We start from the raw sequence: 20,840 nt of genomic DNA, 5'->3' as shown, positions 1-20,840 counted from the left end.
TGATTTCCCTTACAAAACGTTTTGTTATCTTACAGTTTTGTCATTTTTCTCATTAATGTATGATATTCTTCATCTTTTGCAAATTGGAACGTGAATGTTGTCCCTTCCCCTTCAGCCGATTGCACATACATACCGTGATGTAAATTATCACAAATTTCCTTCGTAATATATAAACCCATTCCAGTCGCTTCTCTCGTTTTCCGGCCATTTACCCCTGTAAAGAATGGATCAAATATACGCTTTACATCTTGCTCTGGAATACCGATTCCATTGTCCTTAATATGTAATAACACCTTTTGATCTTTCTCTTCAATTTGAAATTGAATTTCCTTTTTCTCTGCTTCCGAAATTTTTGTATACTTAATTGCATTTACAACAATTTGTCCTATAGCAATACTAAGCCATTTTCTATCAGAGGCAACCATACAAGTATCTTCCTCAAACATCACTTTCGGAAATACAGACGATTGAATGAAGGACTTTCTATTTTCATTAATAATACCTCTAATAATATCTATCACATTTACTACTTCTACTTTATAATCTTTCGCAAACTGCTCTAACCTTGCCATATGTAACGCTAAATCTAAACCATTTAGTATGCGATTATTTTCTTCACGAATACTTTCAACTGTCGCTCTTGCTTCACGATGCTCTTTACCAAACTTCTGTAATAGTAACTCAATAACAGATACCGGTGTTTTCATTTGATGAATCCATTGGTTCATAAATATCATTTGCTGTTGTTCTTTTGCATGTTGTTTATGAACTTCATTCATATATTGCTGTCTTAATAGCGTAAACGATTCAACGACCATCTCTTGCTCTGCCGTATAAGAAGTATCAATAAGTAAGGAATCATGTAATGTATTTCCGCTAGTAACATATTTTTCGATCCTCCTTAAAAATACACTCCGTTTTCGGTAATCGTAAATAAGGTATACAGTAAACACAACTATCCCTAATAAAAGTCCGTATAACCATGTATTCCAATCAATAGATCGCTTTTCTAAAAGACTTTGCAACTGCAAAACGAGCCCAAATAAACAGAGGCTAACAATGTAAGAAAGAATTAAAGAAAAGCGGTCCATGAGGTAATCTTTAACCTTCATGCGCTTCTCCCCACTCTGTAAGAAGCGCATAACCGTATCCACGTTTCGTTACAATTGCATTTTTAATGCCGAGCTCCTCTAGTTTCTTCCTTACACGTTTTACATTTACGGTTAATGTATTATCATCAACAAAAGCTACCTCATCCCAGAGGGCTTCTAACAATTCTTCGCGCGTTACATATTGATTTGCTTGTTTCATTAAACACTCTAATAAGTAAAATTCATTTTTTGTCAGTTCTGTTTGTTGTCCTTGCCACTCAACAACGTGCTGAGATGGGAATAACAACAGTCCATTTACACCTAAACAATCGCTTTCTGCCGCAGAAGCATACTCACCATACCCACGACGAAGTGCACTTTTCACCTTAGCCATTACAATGTCTAAATGGAATGGCTTCGTAATGTAATCATCTCCGCCATTTTCAATTGCCATTACTTGATCCATTTCCCCCGTTCTTGCAGAAACAAAAATAATTGGTGCATTCGATACAGTGCGGATTTGACGACACCAATAGAAACCATCAAAATACGGTAAATTAATATCAAGTAACACGAGATGTGGATTTACTTTTACAAACTCATCTTTTATATGCCGCAAATCACTCGCTCTAAATGACTGATAGCCATACCTTTCTAAATGTTCCTCTAATATCCCCGCGATTTTCTCATCATCTTCTACGATTAATATTTTATACATGTTCACTTTCTCCCCATAAAAAGTTCTTATAAAACCACTTCTTTTTCTATTATAAATTGAAAATTTAATTAGTGGGGATTTTTCCCTGTATAAATCAGACTTTTACGATATAAAGTGAACCTTTAATCAGTGGGGGGTTTTTCTTCCCTCCACCTAACTTCTTTGCTTTCGCTACATTTTGAGATAGGGGTCTTACTGCCCATTAAAGTGAGATAAAAAAAGACTGCCGTATTTCGGCAGTCTTAGTCGATAAATTCAAATTCATATTCAAGAATTTTTACAATATCTCCGTCTTTTGCGCCACGTGCACGAAGCGCTTCATCAATACCCATTCCGCGCATTTGGCGAGCGAAACGACGTACAGATTCATCACGTGAGAAGTCTGTCATCTTGAATGTTTTCTCGATATCATAACCAGAGATAACAAACGTGCCATCACTTTCACGTGTAATGTCAAATTTAACACCTTCAGTCTCAAGTTTGTACATTACACTTGTATCAGACTCATCCGCTACTTCATGTATTGGGAATTCAGGTGTTGTTTCTAATAAGTTCGCTACTTCAAATAGTAAATCACGAACACCTTGTTTCGTTACAGCTGAGATTGGGAAGATTTTTACTTCGTCTCCCACTTTCTCTTTAAATGCTTGTAAGTTTTCTTCTGCATCTGGCATATCCATTTTGTTTGCAACAACAACTTGTGGACGCTCCGTTAGGCGAAGATTGTATTCTTTTAATTCATTATTAATCGTTACGTAATCTTCATATGGATCACGGCCTTCTAAACCAGACATATCAATTACATGCACGATTACACGTGTACGCTCAATATGACGCAGGAATTGATGACCAAGTCCGACGCCAGCATGTGCGCCTTCAATTAGTCCAGGAAGGTCAGCCATAACGAAGCTGCGGTTATCACCAGTTTCAACAACACCAAGATTTGGAACAATTGTTGTGAAGTGATACTCTGCAATTTTCGGACGTGCTGATGATACGACAGATAATAATGTAGATTTACCTACACTTGGGAATCCAACAAGTCCAACGTCTGCTAGTACTTTAAGTTCTAGAATGACATCACGCTCTTGACCTGGTTCCCCGTTCTCAGCGATTTCTGGCGCTGGGTTCGTTGGAGTAGCAAAACGTGAGTTACCACGACCACCACGGCCACCTCTTGCAATAACAGCTGATTGTCCATGTGTTACTAAATCCGCAAGAATTTGGCCTGTTTTTTCATCTTTTACTACCGTTCCAGGTGGAACTTTAACGATTAAATCTTCAGCTTTACGACCGTGCTGCCCTTTACTCATTCCGTGCTGACCACGATCAGCTTTGAAATGACGTTGGTAGCGGAAATCCATTAATGTACGTAAGCCTTCTTCAACAACGAAAACAACATCTGCACCTTTACCACCGTCGCCACCTGCTGGACCACCTTTTGGAACATACTTCTCACGACGATACGCAACCATTCCGTTACCACCGTCGCCGCCTTTTACATATATCTTGACCTGATCTACAAACATTATTTCACCACACTTTTTTCAATTGGTTGTAATATAACTGAGACTTCTTCGTCTCTTACTGTATAAGAAATGGAATACCATTTATTGTTTTGGTTCGCAAGCCAATTCTGTAGTTCTTCTACACTCGTTAGCTTACCACGAAAATCAAAAAAGAAACGAGCATTCTCCGCGTCACATTCAATTGTGATACAAACATAATTTTCAACATATACGTCTAAACTATGCTGAAGCATTGAGAAAAATTGATTCGTCCATGTACATACAGTCTCATCTAAGTGAGATAAGTTATGTAAATTCCCTAATACTTCGTACTCCAATAAGCACGGCTGCTGTTTCCAATTATATGTTAAAATCCACTCTGAAAATAAAGGCATTGATAGCCCCATCAGATTGGATTCTTGTCTCGCTTCTTGGACAAAACGATCGATGAGACTATGAATTTCTTCCACTTTTCCAAGGGAAAGGTTTCCTTTCACCATCTGCATACGATTGAGCCAATCATGTCTTGAATGGCGCAATGCATCTATAATTGTCCATTTTTTATTCATTTAGATACTCCTTAATATAGAAAAACTCTAACCTGCACTCAGGTTAGAGTTTTCCGTGAGTTCTTATGCTTCTTGAGCAACAGGATATACGCTCACTTGTTTGCGGTCACGGCCAAGACGCTCGAAGCGTACTACGCCGTCAACTTTCGCGTATAAAGTGTCATCGCCACCACGACCAACGTTAACACCTGGATAAATTTTTGTACCGCGTTGACGGTAAAGAATTGAACCACCTGTAACCGTTTGACCATCTGCGCGTTTAGCACCAAGACGTTTTGACTGAGAGTCACGACCGTTCTTTGTACTACCTACACCTTTCTTAGATGCGAAAAACTGAAGATCTAATCTTAACATACGTTACACCTCCTGCACTTTTTCTATTAAACGGATATACTTTCCGTAATCAAGTTCGATCGTCTTAAGCGAAACAACCAATCCTTCTAAAAGTATCTGTGCTTTTTCTGCTGTATGAATGTCTAAATCATTAGGCAATTCATACGTTAAGAATCCACCATCACTTCCGAGTTCAATAGTTGCCTGCACATTACAAAGTTCTTCCACAGCATTTATGGAACCAAACACAACCGCTGTAGTTCCAGCACAGACAAGATCTTGTCCATGTGGCGCATAATCGGCATGTCCAGTCATTTTAAATGATTGGATACTTCCTAATTTCGTGCGACTTATCGTAATTTTAATCATGTTAACCAGAATTAAGCGTTGATAGCTTCAACAACTAGCTTAGTGTAAGGTTGACGATGACCTTGTTTCTTACGATTGTTCTTTTTCGCTTTGTATTTGAAAACGATGATTTTCTTAGCGCGACCGTGTTTTTCAACTTTCGCAGTAACTGTTGCACCTTCTACAACTGGGCTACCAACTTTCACGTTTTCGCCACCAACGAAAAGAACTTTGTCAAAAGTAACAGTTTCACCAGCTTCAACATCTAATTTTTCAATGTAGATTTCTTGACCAGCTTCAACTTTGATTTGTTTTCCACCTGTTTCGATAATTGCGTACATACTTGCACCTCCTCTTAATTACTAAGACTCGCCAAAAACGAGGTAGACATAAATGCCTTTAAGGAACCTGTCTTGTGCGGTTGTAGCATATAGCCGTTTAGGTGCTATAAACTATAACATAAAGATGTTATCATGAATCATAGACTATTGTCAATGAAAGTTCTAATAACTATTTTTTCCGTTCTATAATTTCTTTTTTACTTCCAAAACGGATAATAGCGTACTTTTCGATCATATCATCTTTGAAATAAATTTCAAATGGAATATTTTTTTGTAATTCTTTTTGCAAAAATTGTTTTTGTAATTCTTTAGGTGCAGAGATTAATACTGCCTCATCTTCTATATTGCCATATGAAATTAGCTCTCTCTCTAGCTCATACGCAATCGTTTCATACGACATGACATAGCCCGTCGCTTTGCACGGTGCACACTCTTCAAGTAATACGTCGCGTAAAGAATGTTTTTTACGTTTACGTGTCATCTCTAAAATCCCTAACTCTGTGAACCCGAGCACTCTTGTATATGTTCGATCATTTTGCATAGCAGCGATGAGACATTCTCTTATCTTTTCTTTATCTTCTCTTCTTTTCATATTAATAAAGTCAATTAATATCATACCACCAATATCACGGAGTCTTAATTGACGCGCTATCTCTTCAGCTGCTACTTCATTTGTACGAAGGACTGTATCTTGTAAATTCTGTTTTCCAGTAAACTTACCCGTATTCACATCAATTACAGTCATCGTCTCCATTTGTTCCACAATTAAATAAGCACCATTTGGGAGCCAAACAATTTTTTGAAGTGCTTTCTCAATCTCACGCTCTATGCCAAAATGGTTAAACATTGAAGACTTTTCATTATAAAAAGATATTTTTTCTTTACCGACTTTTTCTTCTAATTCTTTTACTATACTTCTTGTATCTACAACTACTTTTTCAATCGTTTCAATTGGATTCTCTTGAAATACACGATCTAAAAAGGTTGCTGGTCGATGGACTAGTAACGGTGCCTTTCCTTGTCCCTCTTTTCTTTTTAACTCTTCATATAACTGCTGTAACCTTTGCATTTCAGCTTGTATTTCTTCAATTTCTCCTTTTTCAGAAGCTGAGCGGAAAATATAACCTCCTTTCCCTTCTACTTCAATTTGGAGTAATTGTTGCCTTCTTTTATTGTTTTTTATTTTCCGAGAAACCGCACGCATTTCATCATATGGCATATAAACGACATATTTCCCGGTAAATTCTATATTTGCTGTCAATTTTGGCCCTTTCGTATCAATTGCCTCTTTTACAACTTGTACGAGCACCGCTTGTCCTTCATGTATATGATAAGAAGATGGTACATCATCGTACGAAAGATAAGCATGTTTTTCTAAACCTATATTTACAAAAGCTGCATTCATTCCAGCAATCGTTCTTACGATACGTCCAACATAAATATGCCCAACAATCTCTTGTTCTTCATTTCGTTTCCATAAAAACTCAACAATTTTCTTCTTCTCTTCAATTGCAACGCGTTTTTCCGATCCAGCGTAGTTCATATATAACGTTTTCAAAATACTTTCCTCACTTTATAATCTTCTTTGCTTTTACAATAATAAAAGGTTAGTGCTAACGTCAACACTAACCGATTAATTCTTCAACAGATGAAGTTGTTCGTTTTTCAGTAAAATACGCATAAAGCAATTCATTTTCATCCAATGTGTAATGTTCTTTATATTTTCCGCGGACGATAATAGAATGCTTATAGCCTCTACGAAATTTTGTGAATATCTTATATAAATGATCTTCTGATTGCACCTCAATCGGTGCAATCTTTTCAATTCCTCTTTTGTTCCCATAATAACGTTCTAATAAAAAACGCATAAAGGCATACCGTCTTTGCTTCCATTCTTGATATAACGACACCGCTAAAAATATGAGTAGTACCCACATCATAATATTGTTACTATTCCAAAGTAACTGCCCTCCTAGTATGACACTAAAAAAAACACATGATAATTTCATCATCTTTTCATGTGCTTGTAAATAAGGAAAACGATATGATAGTACGTTAAACAATACTTTTCCACCATCAAGAGGCCAAATAGGTAGTAAATTAAACGCTAAAATAATTATATTATTCCACATAAAGAAATAATATAATTCCGCATGAAGCCAACCAGCTTCAAACAACATATAGCCTACCGCCATCATCCAAATATGTTGAATAGGTCCTGCAATTACAACAACTAGTTCCTCTTTCAATGATTTATTCCCATGTTCTTCAAGCTCAGCCACACCACCAAACGGCAAAAGTTGAATCTTCTTAATACGCCAATTATAGTGTGCCGCTGCAAAAGCATGCCCAAGTTCATGGATGAGAACGATACAAAATAACAGTAGTAACTCTTTAAAACGTGCCGTGAAAATACCAATGACAATAATAACCCAAAACAACGGATGTACTGAAATCTTTGTTAAAACATCTCTATATTTAATCAAATGAAATCACCTGAATCGGATCAATAAATTTTTCGTCCTTTTTTATTGCGAAATAAAACTTACCATTTTTATTATTCGCATCATTATTCACTGTTCCAATTTTTTGTTTCTTTGAAACATAATCATATAATTTCACTGACATATCATTTAAATTTGCATACCATGACTCCGTACCATCTGCATGCTGAATTTGAACTGTATTACCAAGTTCCTCTTTCTTGCCCGCAAAAACTACTAGCCCTTCATTCACTGACTCAACAGTTGCATTTGTAGCTGTTTGTACAAATACACCTTGGCCATTTTTTTGAAACCCTTGCATCACCTTTCCGGAAGCAGGAATGGCATAATCTTTTTGCTGAATCTTTTCTTCTTTTTTCTCATTAGGTGAATAGAACACGAGCGGTTTTCCAAACTGTTTTTCGTACCATTTCGCTACAGTAGCAAACTGAAACTCTTCTTTCATCACTTTTTCTGTAACAGCTTTAGCACCGTCGAAAGAAGCTGGTGCATTCTTATATAAAATAGCGACAGAAAGAACTAATATTGCTGATAACAATACTTTGAAGAAAAACACTTCTTTTCGAAATAAAGGATGAATTTCCTTTTCTCCATCTTCAATAAAGACTGTTTCACTATCAAAATTCCCTCCAGCAAAATACTGCTCTTCCTCCATCCTTTCTTGCTCTGCCTTCCTCTTCGCAATCCGTTTTTTAATTTCTTCTACACGTCTATTCTTCATACTGTCTCCTTTCTTTCGTTAAGCTAATGTACGTAGAAACAGTTGTATACAGTTTGTACATATGTATGAGCTAGGTATGGAAGATATTCGTGTGAAGAAAAAAGAAAGCACTCCGCAAATATGCGAAGTGCTTTTAACGGATTCCAAAGAAGTTTTTCACCTTTGTAAATACCGATACCTTTTCTTGTTCAAATGCTTGTAATGGGACATTCTCACCCAACAAACGTCTTGCAATATTACGATAAGCTAACGCTGCTTTTCCGCTCGGTTGCAACGCTACAGGCTCACCTGTATTTGTAGCACGAATAACTTCATCATCATCTTCGACAACACCAAGAAGCTCGATTGACAATGTACGTACGATTTCATCAACATCTAACATATCCTGTTCATGAAGCATATGACTACGCACACGATTAATAACAAGTTTCGGTGGTTCAATATCCTCTTTTTCTAAAAGCCCGATAATACGATCCGCATCGCGCATTGAGGATACTTCTGGCGTCGTAACAACAATTGCTTTATCCGCACCAGCTACCGCGTTTTTAAATCCCTGCTCAATCCCCGCAGGACAATCAATTAATATGTAATCATAATCTTGACGTAATACTTGTATTAATTCATCCATTTGTTCGGGTGTTACCGCTGATTTATCACTCGTTTGTGCTGCAGGTAATAAATAAAGATCATCAAAACGTTTATCTTTAATAAGAGCCTGAGGTAAACGGCAACGCCCTTCAACGACATCAACAAGATCAAATACAATACGATTTTCCAGCCCCATTACTACGTCTAAGTTTCGAAGACCGATATCTGTGTCAATTAAGCACACTTTCTTTCCAGATAACGCTAGGGCTGTCCCAATGTTCGCAGACGTTGTAGTTTTACCTACACCGCCTTTTCCAGATGTAATTACTATTGCCTCTCCCACAGCTATACAATTCCCCTTTCTAACTTTGTTAAATTAGGTCTAAGATGAGTGAGAAGTTGCAGTCGATCGACAACAATGTGATTGTTCTCATTAATATACGCACATTCTGCCGCCTCCGCTCCGTCTTCTTTCTCTTCCGGAGCCCGCATTGCCACATCACTAATTCGAAGTTGCATCGGGTTCATAACAGATGCAGCGATTACAGCATCTGAATCCCCATAATACCCCGCATGTGCAATTCCTCTTAATGATCCTACGACAAAAATATTCCCCCCAGCGATAACCGTTCCGCCTGGATTAACATCACCAATTAACAATAAATTTCCTTTTACATGTAAAACTTGTCCAGAGCGAACAATTTTGGAAATAGGGACGATTTCTGTTTCTTCTTTCCAAGCTATTGCTTCCTCTTTCGTTATAACATCACTTTCAATCGAATCCACAACGAGATTCTTTTTATTACGAATTAACGTACGAATCTCTTCTTGTTGGACTTCTGTTAAATAACGGTTTCCTACTTTCACATGCACTTCAATTAAAGAGCGTCCATCACCATCATAGTAATGTGTAGAAAGCTTTTCATCCAATTCCTTCAATAATTCAGAGAATGAACAACAATCATCTAAATGAAGGGTTATTCCGTCTTTTGTCCCTTTTATTGTTACATTTTGTTGCTTTTTTTCTTCCACTAAAGTTCACCCCACCGATTCAATTCGACATAAAATTAGAAAATCCTTTTTTCTTTTTCTTCCATCGCTTTTGAAAGACGCACTAAATATCGTCTCAGTGGGAAACAAACTATCAATAAGAAAATTGCATTTAGCAATAAAGTAGACAGGAGACGATCTGTGAAAAAGACATACGCCGACATATGAGTACGTCCTAACAAAGTTAAAAATCCATACACATAATACTCTAATGCTACTATGCTAGCTAGTACGATAGAAGTAACAATAAATAAATTCAATTGTAGTACCTTCATCACACTATAAACTAAATAAACTAAAATCGGATACGCAAAAATATATATACCAACAAGTTCCGTGTATACGGTATCAAATAAGAAACCAAATAATAGTCCGTAATAAATCCCTTGGACCGGACTATAGTACACAGTAATAAAACATAACACAATGATAAAGAAATGAGGTGATGCTATACTGTCTTTCCAAAAAACCTCTGTTGGAACAATAGTAGCAAACATATTTTCAAATAAAAAAGCAAAAAGGAGCAAAAGAGGAAGAGCTGCTCTTTTTAAAATCTTCATCATCTCTTCTCCCCCTCCTATTCTAATGGCGCTGAAGGCGTTTCACGTTTCGCAACTACAACATGCTCTACGTCATTTAAATCAGCGGCTGGCTTTACATAAGCTGTTTTTGTTAAACCATATGGATCCGGCTGAACATCAACGATGGTTCCAATTACAAGACCTTTCGGGAAAATATCACCAAGTCCAGATGTTACAACTAGTTGATCGGTCTTTACATTTGCATCAGAGCCAATCTTTGTGAACAGAAGTAAGTGTTTTTCTTTGTCGTACCCTTCAATCAATCCAAAGATTTTCTCATCACCTTGTACGATAGCAGAAACACGATTTGTTCGGCTCATAGAACTTAACAATTCTACTGATGATGTAAACTGAGATACACTTTTCACTCGTCCAACTAAACCTTGTGGAGTTAATACAGCCATATCTTTTTTAATTCCTTGCTGTGCCCCTTTATCAAGTCCAACTAAATCGTACCATTTATCTGGATTACGAGAAACAACAGTCGCTGGAATTTCAGTATAACCGCTATTTAACTTATCTTTACCCGTTAACTCTTGTAGTTTCTTTTTATCATCTTCTAATTGTTTTACTTTCCCTGATAGACCTGCATAATTGTCTAATTTTGCTTTTAATTCTTTATTCTCTTCATACGTGCGCTTTACATCCTCTACATTTTCGAAGAATCCAGCTACGTATTTCGCTGGCTTTTGGAATACACGTTCTACAACACCGACAGTGTCTTTAACAAACTGCTCTGGCCATGTTAAACTGTTCCGTTCTTTCAATGAGATTCCAATCAATGCCACGAGAAGAATAATACTAACTAACAAAACAATTAATCTTTTGTTTAAGAAAAACTGTGGCACGTTCACACCCTCTTAATTTCATTGATTTTTATTTTGCAATATTATCGAGCAGCAGTTTTGAAAAGATCGATATTGTCTAATGCTTTACCCGTTCCAATTGCTACGCAATCTAATGGGTCTTCTGCAACAAGAACTGGCATATTTGTTTCTTCACTAATTACTTTATCTAAATTACGTAGTAATGCTCCGCCACCTGTTAATACGATACCACGGTCCATAATGTCTGCCGCTAATTCTGGTGGAGTTTTCTCTAACGTATTTTTAACAGATTCTACAATTGCATCTACTGTATCTTTTAATGCATCTGCAATTTCTTCTGGTTGAATTAGTACTGTTTTTGGTAAACCACTTACTAAATCACGACCGCGAATTTCCATAGGCTCGATACCTTCTGGCTCGCCTGCAGAACCGATTTCTAATTTTAATGCCTCAGCTGTTCTTTCACCGATCATTAAGTTGTAGCTTTTCTTAATGTACTGAATGATTGAATCATCCATATCATCACCAGCAACACGAACTGATTGACTTGTTACAATACCACCTAAAGAAATGATTGCAACTTCTGTTGTACCGCCACCGATATCAACAACCATGCTACCAGTTGGTTCCCAAACAGGTAAGTTTGCACCAATTGCTGCTGCAAATGGTTCTTCGATAGGATAAGCATCACGAGCACCAGCTTGACGAGTTGCATCGATTACTGCACGTCTTTCTACAGCTGTAATACCAGATGGTACACATACCATTACATAAGGCTTACGTGAGAAGAATCCATTTGATTTTTGAGCTTGTTGAATGTAATATTTCATCATTGTTGCTGTCGTTTCGTAATCAGCAATTACACCGTCTTTCATCGGGCGAAGTGCCACAACGTTTCCTGGTGTACGACCAATCATTTGTTTTGCATCGCTACCTACAGCAACGATTTGTTTCGTATCAGTTTGTAACGCTACTACTGAAGGTTCACGTAAAACTACACCTTTTCCCTTTACATATACAAGCGTGTTCGCAGTTCCTAAGTCTATTCCAAGATCGCGAGTAAAGCCACCAAATCCAAACATATTATTTATCTTCCTTTCTTGTTTTCACGGACTCATTTTTTCTTACTTTATATTATAAAAACAGTACGTTTTTTATATCTTTATCCTTTTTGTAGATAATTTTCTACAAAAAACTCATAAATCACATTATAAAACAAAATAAGTAAAAAGCATAGTCTTAAATATGACCTTTTTCCTTTAAACTCACGAATTTATGGTCACCTATTATAATATGATCGAGCACTTCAATTCCGATAATTCGGCCGCATTCTACTAAGCGTTTTGTTACTTCAATATCTTCTCGGCTCGGCGCGGGGTCTCCTGAGGGATGGTTATGAAGACATATGATAGAGGCTGCTGCACGGCGAAACGCTTCTTTAAAAACTTCCCTTGGATGTACAATTGATGAGTTTAAACTTCCAATAAAAATCGTCTGCCTATGTATAACTTGATTCTTTGTGTTCAAATATAGACATACAAAATGCTCCTGCTGCAGGAAGCGCATTTCTTCCATCATATATGTGGCGCAATCTTCCGGGCTTCGAATGCTGTATCTATTTTGATATTCTAAACGCACCATTCTTCTACCGAGTTCAAAAGCAGCTATAAGCTGAGTTGCCTTCGCAACCCCGACACCATGTATACTGACAAGCTCTTCTAACGTTGCATCTTTCAACATACGTAAACCATCAAAGTGATGTAAAATTTTATCTGATAACTTCAAAACTGTTTCTTCTTTAGAACCTGTTCTGAGTAACACTGCAAGAAGCTCCCGATTGGATAAACTTCCAGCCCCTTCTAACAATAAACGCTCCCGTGGCTGTTCTTCTTTGACAACATCACGAATACCGTTCATTTCTCCACCCCTTTATTTGTTCTCTCAAAGAAAATCCCATGCAATTTTACGCATGGGTTACATCAATATTAAATTGTTTTAATTCCCGAACAAGACGTGAAATTGGTAACCCAACTACACTATAGTAGTCTCCTTGAATATGTTGAACAAAAATAGATCCTTTACCTTGAATCCCATAACTTCCTGCTTTATCCAAAGGCTCTTTCGATGCAATGTATGCATCAATTTCCTCTTCTGTTAATTCCCAAAACGTAACTTCTGTACGCTCGTAAAAAGTGACTGTTTTGTCCTTTGCTATAATTGCAACACCAGTATACACTTCATGTGTTTTCCCTGATAATAATTGCAACATTTCTTTCGCCTCAGCCTCATTAGATGGCTTTCCAAGAGTACGCGACTCATATGTAACAATTGTGTCTGCACCTAACACAATATGATCACTGTTATTTTCTGCTACCGCAGATGCTTTTTGCAGGGCAAGGGACATAACAATATCAGAAGGCGATGAATACGCACCAATCGTTTCTTCTACTTCACTTACAACAATTTCAAATGGTACACCCGCTAACTCAAGCAATTCCTTCCTGCGAGGTGATCCTGAAGCTAAAATAATTTTTTTCATATTTTCTCCTTCCTTTCTCACATGAAGCAGAATCATTTATATCAATCGTATCAAAGGAATAGTTTGTCCACAAATAAAAGAAATATTATTTTCTTTAAACAAAATAATACTTCCTTACTAAAACACGATTATATTCCTGTCATAGAGAAAGCACTTTACTCTAAATTCAAAAGAAAAGAAAGAAGCCTCTACACTTCTTCCTTCGTCATTTCATTATCCTATTATTTCACCTTTTGTGAAACAATTTTTTCGTATGAAAGTATACCATCAATGATAACTTGATTTAATTTCGCTAAAGATTCCTTATCACCTTTTCCGTCCTTCACTGTTTGCACAGCTACTGACGTGTACATATACAATTTCTTCGCTTCTTCCTGCTTCATACTTTTCCCTTCTTTTTCAATCGCTTTCCACTCTTTTTCGATTGCACTTATATCTTTTGCATTACTTTTTTCACTAGCTTGTACGCTAGAAGCATATTTTGCTAAATGAGTATATAATGGCTGTACTTTTGTTAAAAACGCCCCAACTTCTTTATCATCTTTAAGTAACGCTTTATCTGTTATATCCCAGTCCTTTTTCAATACGGAGACATTATCATTTTTATACTGCGTCATTAATTGGTTTATGCCTTGTTCATCGCTAGCAATACCAACAACTAATGCATACTTATCACCGCTCGGTTTTAAGGCTGCTACACCTCCATTACCTTTCCACTCTTCAAGAGCGGCCTGTCCCTTTTCTTCAGAAGAATAGATTCCTCCTTGAACAAAAAATAATTTCATTGGATCTAATGACGTTCCTGTCTGTGCTTTTGTCTTTTCCTCTTTTGGTGCTGGTGTTTGTTCTACCGTTCCGCCCACCTTTAATTCTTCCTTTCGCATCTGCTTCGAAGCTGTTACTTCGCTTCCTCCTGTCGCACCTTGTCCTTTCAGTAACTGTAGCATCCCCATCCCAAACGCCGTACCAATAATAATTGCAGTTGCAACGATTGCAATTAACGTATTGCTCCACTTCTTTCGATTTTTTTCCGTAGACGCTACTTTCGATTTTTGAAACGGAACAACGTTTTTTGGCCTTTCACTTTCTACTACCATCCAGTCAAATTCATCTTTCTTCTTCTCCTCATACTTCGCTTCTGTTCCATTCACTTTCACTGAGATCGTTCGTGATTGCTTGTCCATACACTCACACCTCACCTCTTATCGTTGTCCGCATCATATCATATTCATTTCACAAAAAAACGAGATATTTGTCAGAGGAATTCGCCAAATAACCCTATATATTTATCTTATATGTATGCATTTGACTTCATTTGTAGAACAAAAAAACTAGATAGCAAAGACTATCTAGTTTTTTTCGCGAATATATTTTCGAACTTCCGAAATGAAATAAAGAGAACCTGTTATGATAAAAACATCATTTTCTCCAAGCATTTCAACCTTCGTATCAATTGCCTCTTTCCAATTTTCAAAAACTAATTTTGACTCTTCCTTTGCATACGATGCAAGTTTGTCAGCAGAAATAGCACGATCAAAGGCGAATGTTGTAAAAATAATTTCATCGGCGATGCTTTCTAATTGACCTACCATATTGTGCAATTGTTTATCACCAAGGGCAGTAAATAAAACTATTACATTTTTATCTTTGTAATGTGATTCTACCGTTTTCACAAGACTTTCAATACCTTCTGGGTTATGAGCACCATCTATAATAATATCCGGATTACTTTGCAGTTTTTCAAAGCGCCCCACCCAATACGCTTCCTGTAATCCCGTTCTTATTTCTTCTTCCTCAATTAAAAATGATAAGTATGTTTTTACATACATGACTGCCATAAGTGCAAGTGCTGCGTTTCCTACTTGATGGCTGCCTTTCATTGAAATTCGTACATCTTCAAAAGAGGCGAAAGGGCAAGTGAAATCGAAATGTTCTCCATCTTCGCTAGACTGTTTATGTAACGATGTAAAATGGTTGCCCATCTCGTATACATTTGCATGATTTTCCTTTGCAACTTTTTGAATGACTTGCAGCGCTTCCTCATCTTGTACACCAGTAATAACCGGAACACCAGACTTAATAATCCCCGCCTTTTCATATGCAATTTCTCCTAGTGTATTACCTAAAATATGCATATGATCGTGACCGATATTCGTAATAATCGTGAGAACTGGATGAATCACATTCGTAGAGTCAAAGCGCCCTCCAAGCCCTGTTTCAAATAAAACAACATCACAGAAATTAACTTTACCGAAATAACAAATTGCCATAACAGTAATAATTTCAAACTCAGTCGCTTCCCCTAAATCCGTCTCATCTAGTTTTTCAACGACTGGCTTTACCATCTTTACAAGTTCAGTAATCTCTTCATCTGCAATTGGTGTTCCATTCACACTAATACGCTCGTTAAATGTTTCAATATAAGGGGAGGTAAATGTTCCTACCTTATATTTTGCATTTTCTAACATGTAACGCATATATGTTAACGTTGAACCTTTTCCATTTGTACCAGCAAGGTGAACACATTTTATGTGACGCTCTGGATTTCCGAGCTCTTCTAGCATCCATCTCATTCTTTCTAATCCCGGTTTAATACCAAATTTCAACCGGCTATGAATCCAGCCTATCGCTTCTTCGTATGTATGTATCACGTATGCTTTCCCCTTTCAAAAGACAACCTTCATATTCCTATTATACGCAAAGAAAAGAGACTCACCAATATAGTGAGTCTCTAAAAAACATTTTTATTTCTCAAGATCCGCTAAACGTTGGCGAACTGCTTCGCGTTTTTCTAGGTAATCTTGCTCTTTCGCACGCTCTCCTTCAATAACTGCTGCAGGAGCTTTTGCTACGAAACCTTGGTTTGAAAGTTTCTTCTGTACACGTTCTACTTCTTTATCGAACTTCTCAAGTTCTTTCTCAAGACGCGCTCTCTCTTCATCAAGATTGATAAGATCAGCTAACGGTAAGAATAACTCTGCACCTGTTACGATTGCAGTCATCGCTTTTTCTGGCGCTTGTAAATCCGTTTGAATTGTTAACTCGCTTGGGTTACAGAAACGCTCAATGTAAGAGCTATTTTTCGTAAGCTGAGCAAGTACAGCCTCATCTTTTGCTTTAATTTGCATTTGAACTTTTTTGCTCATTGGCGTATTAACTTCTGCACGGATGTTACGAACAGAACGAATGATATCAACTAGAAGGTGCATTTCTGCTGCAGCTTCTGCATCTTGTAAATCTTCGCGTACTGTTGGCCACGCTGCTACTGTAATAGATTCGCCTTCGTGCGGTAAATGTTGCCAAATCTTCTCTGTTACGAATGGCATGAATGGGTGTAATAGACGCATTGTTTGATCTAATACGTAAGCTAAAATAGAACGAGTTGTTTTCTTAGCTGCTTCATCTTCACCGTATAGAGGAAGTTTCGCCATTTCAATGTACCAGTCACAGAAATCATCCCAGATGAAGTTGTATAATGAGCGACCAGCTTCACCGAACTCATATTTATCCATGTTACGTGTTACGCTTTCGATTGTTTCATTTAAGCGAGTTAAAATCCACTTATCTGCAACTGATTTTTTACCAGTTAAATCGATTTCTTCATATTTCATGTCATCCATGTTCATTAATACGAAACGTGATGCATTCCAAATTTTATTAATGAAGTTCCAAGTAGATTCTACTTTCTCCATGCTGAAGCGTAAATCTTGACCTGGTGCACTTCCTGTTGATAAGAAGAAACGCATTGCATCTGCACCGTACTTCTCGATAACTTCCATTGGGTCAATACCGTTACCAAGAGATTTACTCATTTTACGTCCTTGCTCATCACGAACTAAACCGTGAATTAATACATCTTTAAATGGACGCTCGCCTGTAAACTCTAAACCTTGGAAAATCATACGAGATACCCAGAAGAAGATGATGTCATAACCAGTTACTAGTGCATCAGTTGAATAGTAACGTTTGAAGTCCGCTGCATCTTCATTTGGCCAACCAAGTGTTGAGAATGGCCATAACGCTGAACTGAACCATGTATCAAGTACGTCGTTATCTTGATTCCAATTTTCAATATCTGCTGGTGCTTCTGTACCTACGTATACTTCACCAGTTTCTTTATGATACCAAGCTGGAATGCGGTGTCCCCACCATAATTGACGAGAAATACACCAGTCGTGAATATTTTCCATCCAACGTAAATATGTGTTTTCGAAACGATCTGGTACGAACGTTACTTTCTCTTCTTCTTTTTGCTGAAGCGCTACTGCCTTCTCAGCAAGCGGAGCCATTTTTACGAACCATTGTGTTGATAAGTAAGGCTCAACAACTGCACCACTACGCTCACTATGACCTACTGAATGCATATGAGGCTCGATTTCTACTAATACGCCCGCTTCTTGTAAATCTTTCACTAACGCTTTACGACACTCGAAACGATCCATGCCGTTATACTTACCAGCTTTTTCGTTCATCGTTCCATCTTCGTTCATTACTAAGATACGTGGTAAGTCATGACGGTTACCTACTTCAAAGTCATTCGGGTCATGAGCTGGCGTAATTTTTACAACACCTGTTCCGAAATCTTTTTCTACGTACTCATCAGCAATAATCGGAATCTCACGGCCTACGATTGGAAGTGTAACTGTTTTTCCGATTAAATGCTTGTAACGATCATCTTCTGGATGAACCGCTACCGCTGTATCACCAAGCATCGTTTCTGGACGAGTTGTTGCAAGACGAATGTGACCAGATCCATCTGTTAACGGATAGTTCATATGGTAGAATGCACCTTGAACTTCTTTATGAATTACTTCGATATCAGAAAGAGCTGTGCGTGTTGCCGGGTCCCAGTTGATAATATATTCACCGCGGTAAATTAAGCCTTTTTCGTATAATTGAACGAATACTTTATTAACCGCATCAGATAAACCTTCGTCTAATGTGAAACGTTCGCGAGAATAGTCTAGTCCTAAACCAACTTTCCCCCATTGTTGACGAATGTGAGAAGCGTATTCTTCTTTCCATTCCCAAGCCTTTTCAAGGAATTTCTCACGGCCAAGATCGTAACGTGAAATACCTTCTTCACGAAGTTTCCCTTCTACTTTCGCTTGTGTTGCGATACCCGCATGATCCATTCCTGGAAGCCACAATACATCGTAACCTTGCATACGCTTCGTACGAGTTAAAATATCTTGAAGAGTTGTATCCCAAGCATGACCTAAGTGTAACTTACCAGTTACGTTCGGAGGTGGAATTACAATTGTATACGGTTGTTTCTTCTCGTCTCCTGTTGCTTCAAAATATTTGCCTTCTAGCCACCACTGATAAAGGCCTTCTTCAACGGACATATGATCATATTTAGTTGGTAAATTCTTTTCCGTGTTTGACATTATTTTCCCTCCTTAAAATAAAAAATGCCCCTCATCCAAAAAAAGGACGAGGGACATCGCGGTACCACCTTTATTTACAAACAAATTCAGGAATTTGTTTATACTCTTAATTTGATAACGGACAAATCCGTCTTTTCCTAATGAGAACTATTCCGTTCAGAAAAGATGCTCCAGGGCTACCTTCTAACATAACTATCTAGAGAATCTCCCAGCTAATGATTCTCCTCTCTGAAGACGTTTCTTGTTATACTCTTCCCCTTCAAGGCATTTATATGATTGTTAATTATTATATACAATAGTGTAAAAAACGAAACCTTATTCGTCAAGATAAATTTAAGACTACAGCTTTTTGAGTAAAAAAAGAAGATAAGTAGCATCCTCTACTTATCTTCTTTATCCGTTCCCTTGCTGGGCAGCTTGTAATTGCGAAAGGAAATATTCTATATTACTAACGAGCCAATGCGCTTGTTGCAAACTCTTTACTCCGAGAAGTTCATTTTCCTCATTACGCCGCTCTCTTCTTTTCTTATAAGAGTGGATTTGCCGAATAAATTGCGATGGATACGTCATATACGCAAACATGAGTAGTTGTTCTTCTTTCGTAAAAGGGAAATTTTTTTGATACATTTGATACCATTCAAACCGATCACTTCGCGCAATTGGATACGTGTTTAACGACCGAGAATAAAACCCTACAATATCTTGCACAGGTGTTGCAAACTTCGATTTTTCTAAACTAATAAAATAGCCATTCCGTTCATAATCAAATAAAAAATGATTAAGCGATACGTTACCATGTACAAAAGTAATGCGCGTTGTTTCTTTTTCTTTCATCGCATCGTTCCACTCATTTAATTGCTTCGTTGCAAACTCACGCGCCCTCATTACATGATGATAGTACGTACAATATTGCAATTCAAACGGAGACATATACCACTTCGCTTCAGATTCTACAAGAAACTCTTCTAACATCTCTCCATCATTTTCCCAGCGATCGGATATATTTGTATAATGTTTTTCTAAATCCTCTTCTGTATACGTTTCTTCTTTTACCGTTTTTTGGTGCAACGTTCCGAGAGTCTGAAACATTTTATGGTATTGATCATTATCCTCGCCGTTCCCTTCCGCACGCTCTAACCAAGGCATTAAATAATAATTATACGTACCATCACTTAAAATATAATTTCCGTCCGTCGCATGGTATATAGGTACATAATTTGAAAAACCTTTCTCCTTCAAATATTGAATATGATGCAAAAAGTTATTCCGCTCTAACTTCCTGCCTTCTATTTTCTTGAGCGCATATGGACCTTGATTCGTATAAATTTTCGTCACACTTCCGTGCTCTTCCATATGCTGCGTATCCAATCTATATTGCCTTACAATGGGTTCATAACGATTTCGTAATTCCATATCCATACGAATAACCCTTTCTATTCAAAACATAGCCTTTAGAAAAATAAGTGAGTGCAAACACTCACTTATTTCGCTTTTGCTCTTGAAACAGGAATATAAATAATTTGTCCTGTAGTTAAATATATATCTTCTGTTTGATTGACACGGTATAAGTTTTGTACAGATGTTTCATAACGTTCTGCAACAGATTCGATCGTATCTCCTTCTTGCACAAAATACATTCGTAACTTTGTAAATTCTTCTTCCGGTTCTTTCGTAAATAATTTCGTTAAATAAAGCGCATTTTCATCCCGCTGTGAATACGTTTCCTCTTCTT

22 protein-coding genes and 2 other annotated features are annotated in these 20,840 nt (G+C 37.3%); all 22 genes read right to left on the bottom strand.

What is annotated here, in order from left to right; genetic code table 11:
* Nucleotides 1–29: 29 nt before the first annotated feature.
* A complete protein-coding gene (locus MR083_RS18015) occupies nucleotides 30–1,112 on the bottom strand; it encodes a HAMP domain-containing histidine kinase (RefSeq protein WP_000864965.1) in 1,083 nt (360 codons plus the stop codon).
* Nucleotides 1,102–1,809, bottom strand: a complete 708-nt coding sequence (locus MR083_RS18010) for a response regulator transcription factor (protein WP_000276716.1) — start codon at nucleotides 1,807–1,809, stop codon at nucleotides 1,102–1,104. Before MR083_RS18010 ends, MR083_RS18015 begins: the two co-directional genes overlap by 11 nt.
* A gap of 242 nt (nucleotides 1,810–2,051) precedes the next feature.
* On the bottom strand, nucleotides 2,052–3,338 hold the full coding sequence (gene obgE, locus MR083_RS18005) for a GTPase ObgE (protein WP_000497114.1): 1,287 nt from the start codon (nucleotides 3,336–3,338) through the stop codon (nucleotides 2,052–2,054).
* Nucleotides 3,338–3,886, bottom strand: coding sequence for a sporulation initiation phosphotransferase B (locus MR083_RS18000; RefSeq protein WP_001037006.1), 549 nt, complete (start codon nucleotides 3,884–3,886; stop codon nucleotides 3,338–3,340). Before MR083_RS18000 ends, obgE begins: the two co-directional genes overlap by 1 nt.
* A gap of 63 nt (nucleotides 3,887–3,949) precedes the next feature.
* On the bottom strand, nucleotides 3,950–4,240 hold the full coding sequence (gene rpmA, locus MR083_RS17995) for a 50S ribosomal protein L27 (RefSeq protein ID WP_000944958.1): 291 nt from the start codon (nucleotides 4,238–4,240) through the stop codon (nucleotides 3,950–3,952).
* Between the two features lie 3 nt (nucleotides 4,241–4,243).
* The gene (locus MR083_RS17990) at nucleotides 4,244–4,588 is read right to left on the bottom strand and encodes a ribosomal-processing cysteine protease Prp (RefSeq protein WP_011040706.1); all 345 of its coding nucleotides are present in this window, start codon (nucleotides 4,586–4,588) and stop codon (nucleotides 4,244–4,246) included.
* A gap of 11 nt (nucleotides 4,589–4,599) precedes the next feature.
* Nucleotides 4,600–4,908, bottom strand: a complete 309-nt coding sequence (rplU, locus tag MR083_RS17985; protein WP_000270908.1) for a 50S ribosomal protein L21 — start codon at nucleotides 4,906–4,908, stop codon at nucleotides 4,600–4,602.
* Nucleotides 4,909–4,922: 14 nt separating this feature from the next.
* Nucleotides 4,923–5,000: a sequence feature (ribosomal protein L21 leader region), on the bottom strand.
* A gap of 77 nt (nucleotides 5,001–5,077) precedes the next feature.
* Nucleotides 5,078–6,466 (bottom strand): Rne/Rng family ribonuclease, encoded by a 1,389-nt coding sequence (locus MR083_RS17980; protein WP_000855435.1) that lies wholly within the window; start codon nucleotides 6,464–6,466, stop codon nucleotides 5,078–5,080.
* Nucleotides 6,467–6,533: 67 nt separating this feature from the next.
* On the bottom strand, nucleotides 6,534–7,394 hold the full coding sequence (gene spoIVFB, locus MR083_RS17975) for a stage IV sporulation intramembrane metalloprotease SpoIVFB (RefSeq protein ID WP_000599048.1): 861 nt from the start codon (nucleotides 7,392–7,394) through the stop codon (nucleotides 6,534–6,536).
* Nucleotides 7,387–8,133: a stage IV sporulation protein SpoIVFA gene (gene spoIVFA, locus MR083_RS17970; protein WP_000797467.1), complete on the bottom strand. Its 747-nt coding sequence runs from the start codon at nucleotides 8,131–8,133 to the stop codon at nucleotides 7,387–7,389. Before spoIVFA ends, spoIVFB begins: the two co-directional genes overlap by 8 nt.
* A gap of 133 nt (nucleotides 8,134–8,266) precedes the next feature.
* Nucleotides 8,267–9,064, bottom strand: coding sequence for a septum site-determining protein MinD (gene minD, locus MR083_RS17965; RefSeq protein ID WP_000503311.1), 798 nt, complete (start codon nucleotides 9,062–9,064; stop codon nucleotides 8,267–8,269).
* 2 nt (nucleotides 9,065–9,066) lie between these two features.
* Nucleotides 9,067–9,753 (bottom strand): septum site-determining protein MinC, encoded by a 687-nt coding sequence (gene minC / locus MR083_RS17960; protein WP_000391517.1) that lies wholly within the window; start codon nucleotides 9,751–9,753, stop codon nucleotides 9,067–9,069.
* Nucleotides 9,754–9,788: 35 nt separating this feature from the next.
* Nucleotides 9,789–10,334: a rod shape-determining protein MreD gene (gene mreD, locus MR083_RS17955; RefSeq protein WP_000975746.1), complete on the bottom strand. Its 546-nt coding sequence runs from the start codon at nucleotides 10,332–10,334 to the stop codon at nucleotides 9,789–9,791.
* Between the two features lie 14 nt (nucleotides 10,335–10,348).
* The gene (mreC, locus tag MR083_RS17950) at nucleotides 10,349–11,200 is read right to left on the bottom strand and encodes a rod shape-determining protein MreC (protein WP_001135480.1); all 852 of its coding nucleotides are present in this window, start codon (nucleotides 11,198–11,200) and stop codon (nucleotides 10,349–10,351) included.
* Between the two features lie 41 nt (nucleotides 11,201–11,241).
* On the bottom strand, nucleotides 11,242–12,261 hold the full coding sequence (mreB, locus tag MR083_RS17945) for a cell shape-determining protein MreB (protein WP_000466737.1): 1,020 nt from the start codon (nucleotides 12,259–12,261) through the stop codon (nucleotides 11,242–11,244).
* A 157-nt stretch (nucleotides 12,262–12,418) separates the two neighbouring features.
* Nucleotides 12,419–13,096, bottom strand: a complete 678-nt coding sequence (gene radC / locus MR083_RS17940) for a DNA repair protein RadC (RefSeq protein WP_001013385.1) — start codon at nucleotides 13,094–13,096, stop codon at nucleotides 12,419–12,421.
* A 46-nt stretch (nucleotides 13,097–13,142) separates the two neighbouring features.
* Nucleotides 13,143–13,718: a Maf family protein gene (locus MR083_RS17935; RefSeq protein ID WP_242269671.1), complete on the bottom strand. Its 576-nt coding sequence runs from the start codon at nucleotides 13,716–13,718 to the stop codon at nucleotides 13,143–13,145.
* 221 nt (nucleotides 13,719–13,939) lie between these two features.
* Nucleotides 13,940–14,902: a hypothetical protein gene (locus MR083_RS17930; protein ID WP_000360986.1), complete on the bottom strand. Its 963-nt coding sequence runs from the start codon at nucleotides 14,900–14,902 to the stop codon at nucleotides 13,940–13,942.
* Between the two features lie 165 nt (nucleotides 14,903–15,067).
* Nucleotides 15,068–16,369: a bifunctional folylpolyglutamate synthase/dihydrofolate synthase gene (locus MR083_RS17925; protein ID WP_044791194.1), complete on the bottom strand. Its 1,302-nt coding sequence runs from the start codon at nucleotides 16,367–16,369 to the stop codon at nucleotides 15,068–15,070.
* A gap of 93 nt (nucleotides 16,370–16,462) precedes the next feature.
* On the bottom strand, nucleotides 16,463–19,108 hold the full coding sequence (locus MR083_RS17920; RefSeq protein ID WP_242269670.1) for a valine--tRNA ligase: 2,646 nt from the start codon (nucleotides 19,106–19,108) through the stop codon (nucleotides 16,463–16,465).
* Nucleotides 19,109–19,147: 39 nt separating this feature from the next.
* Nucleotides 19,148–19,380, bottom strand: a binding site (T-box leader).
* 121 nt (nucleotides 19,381–19,501) lie between these two features.
* Nucleotides 19,502–20,527 (bottom strand): spore coat protein YsxE, encoded by a 1,026-nt coding sequence (gene ysxE, locus MR083_RS17915; protein ID WP_139866514.1) that lies wholly within the window; start codon nucleotides 20,525–20,527, stop codon nucleotides 19,502–19,504.
* A gap of 62 nt (nucleotides 20,528–20,589) precedes the next feature.
* Nucleotides 20,590–20,840: LysM peptidoglycan-binding domain-containing protein (locus MR083_RS17910; RefSeq protein ID WP_242269669.1), on the bottom strand; the 251-nt coding region annotated here is incomplete at its 5' end.

The sequence above is a fragment of the Bacillus cereus group sp. BfR-BA-01408 genome (assembly GCF_022663305.1).
GTDB lineage: Bacteria > Bacillota > Bacilli > Bacillales > Bacillaceae_G > Bacillus_A > Bacillus_A pacificus.
This window is presented reverse-complemented; position numbering and strand designations above follow the sequence as displayed.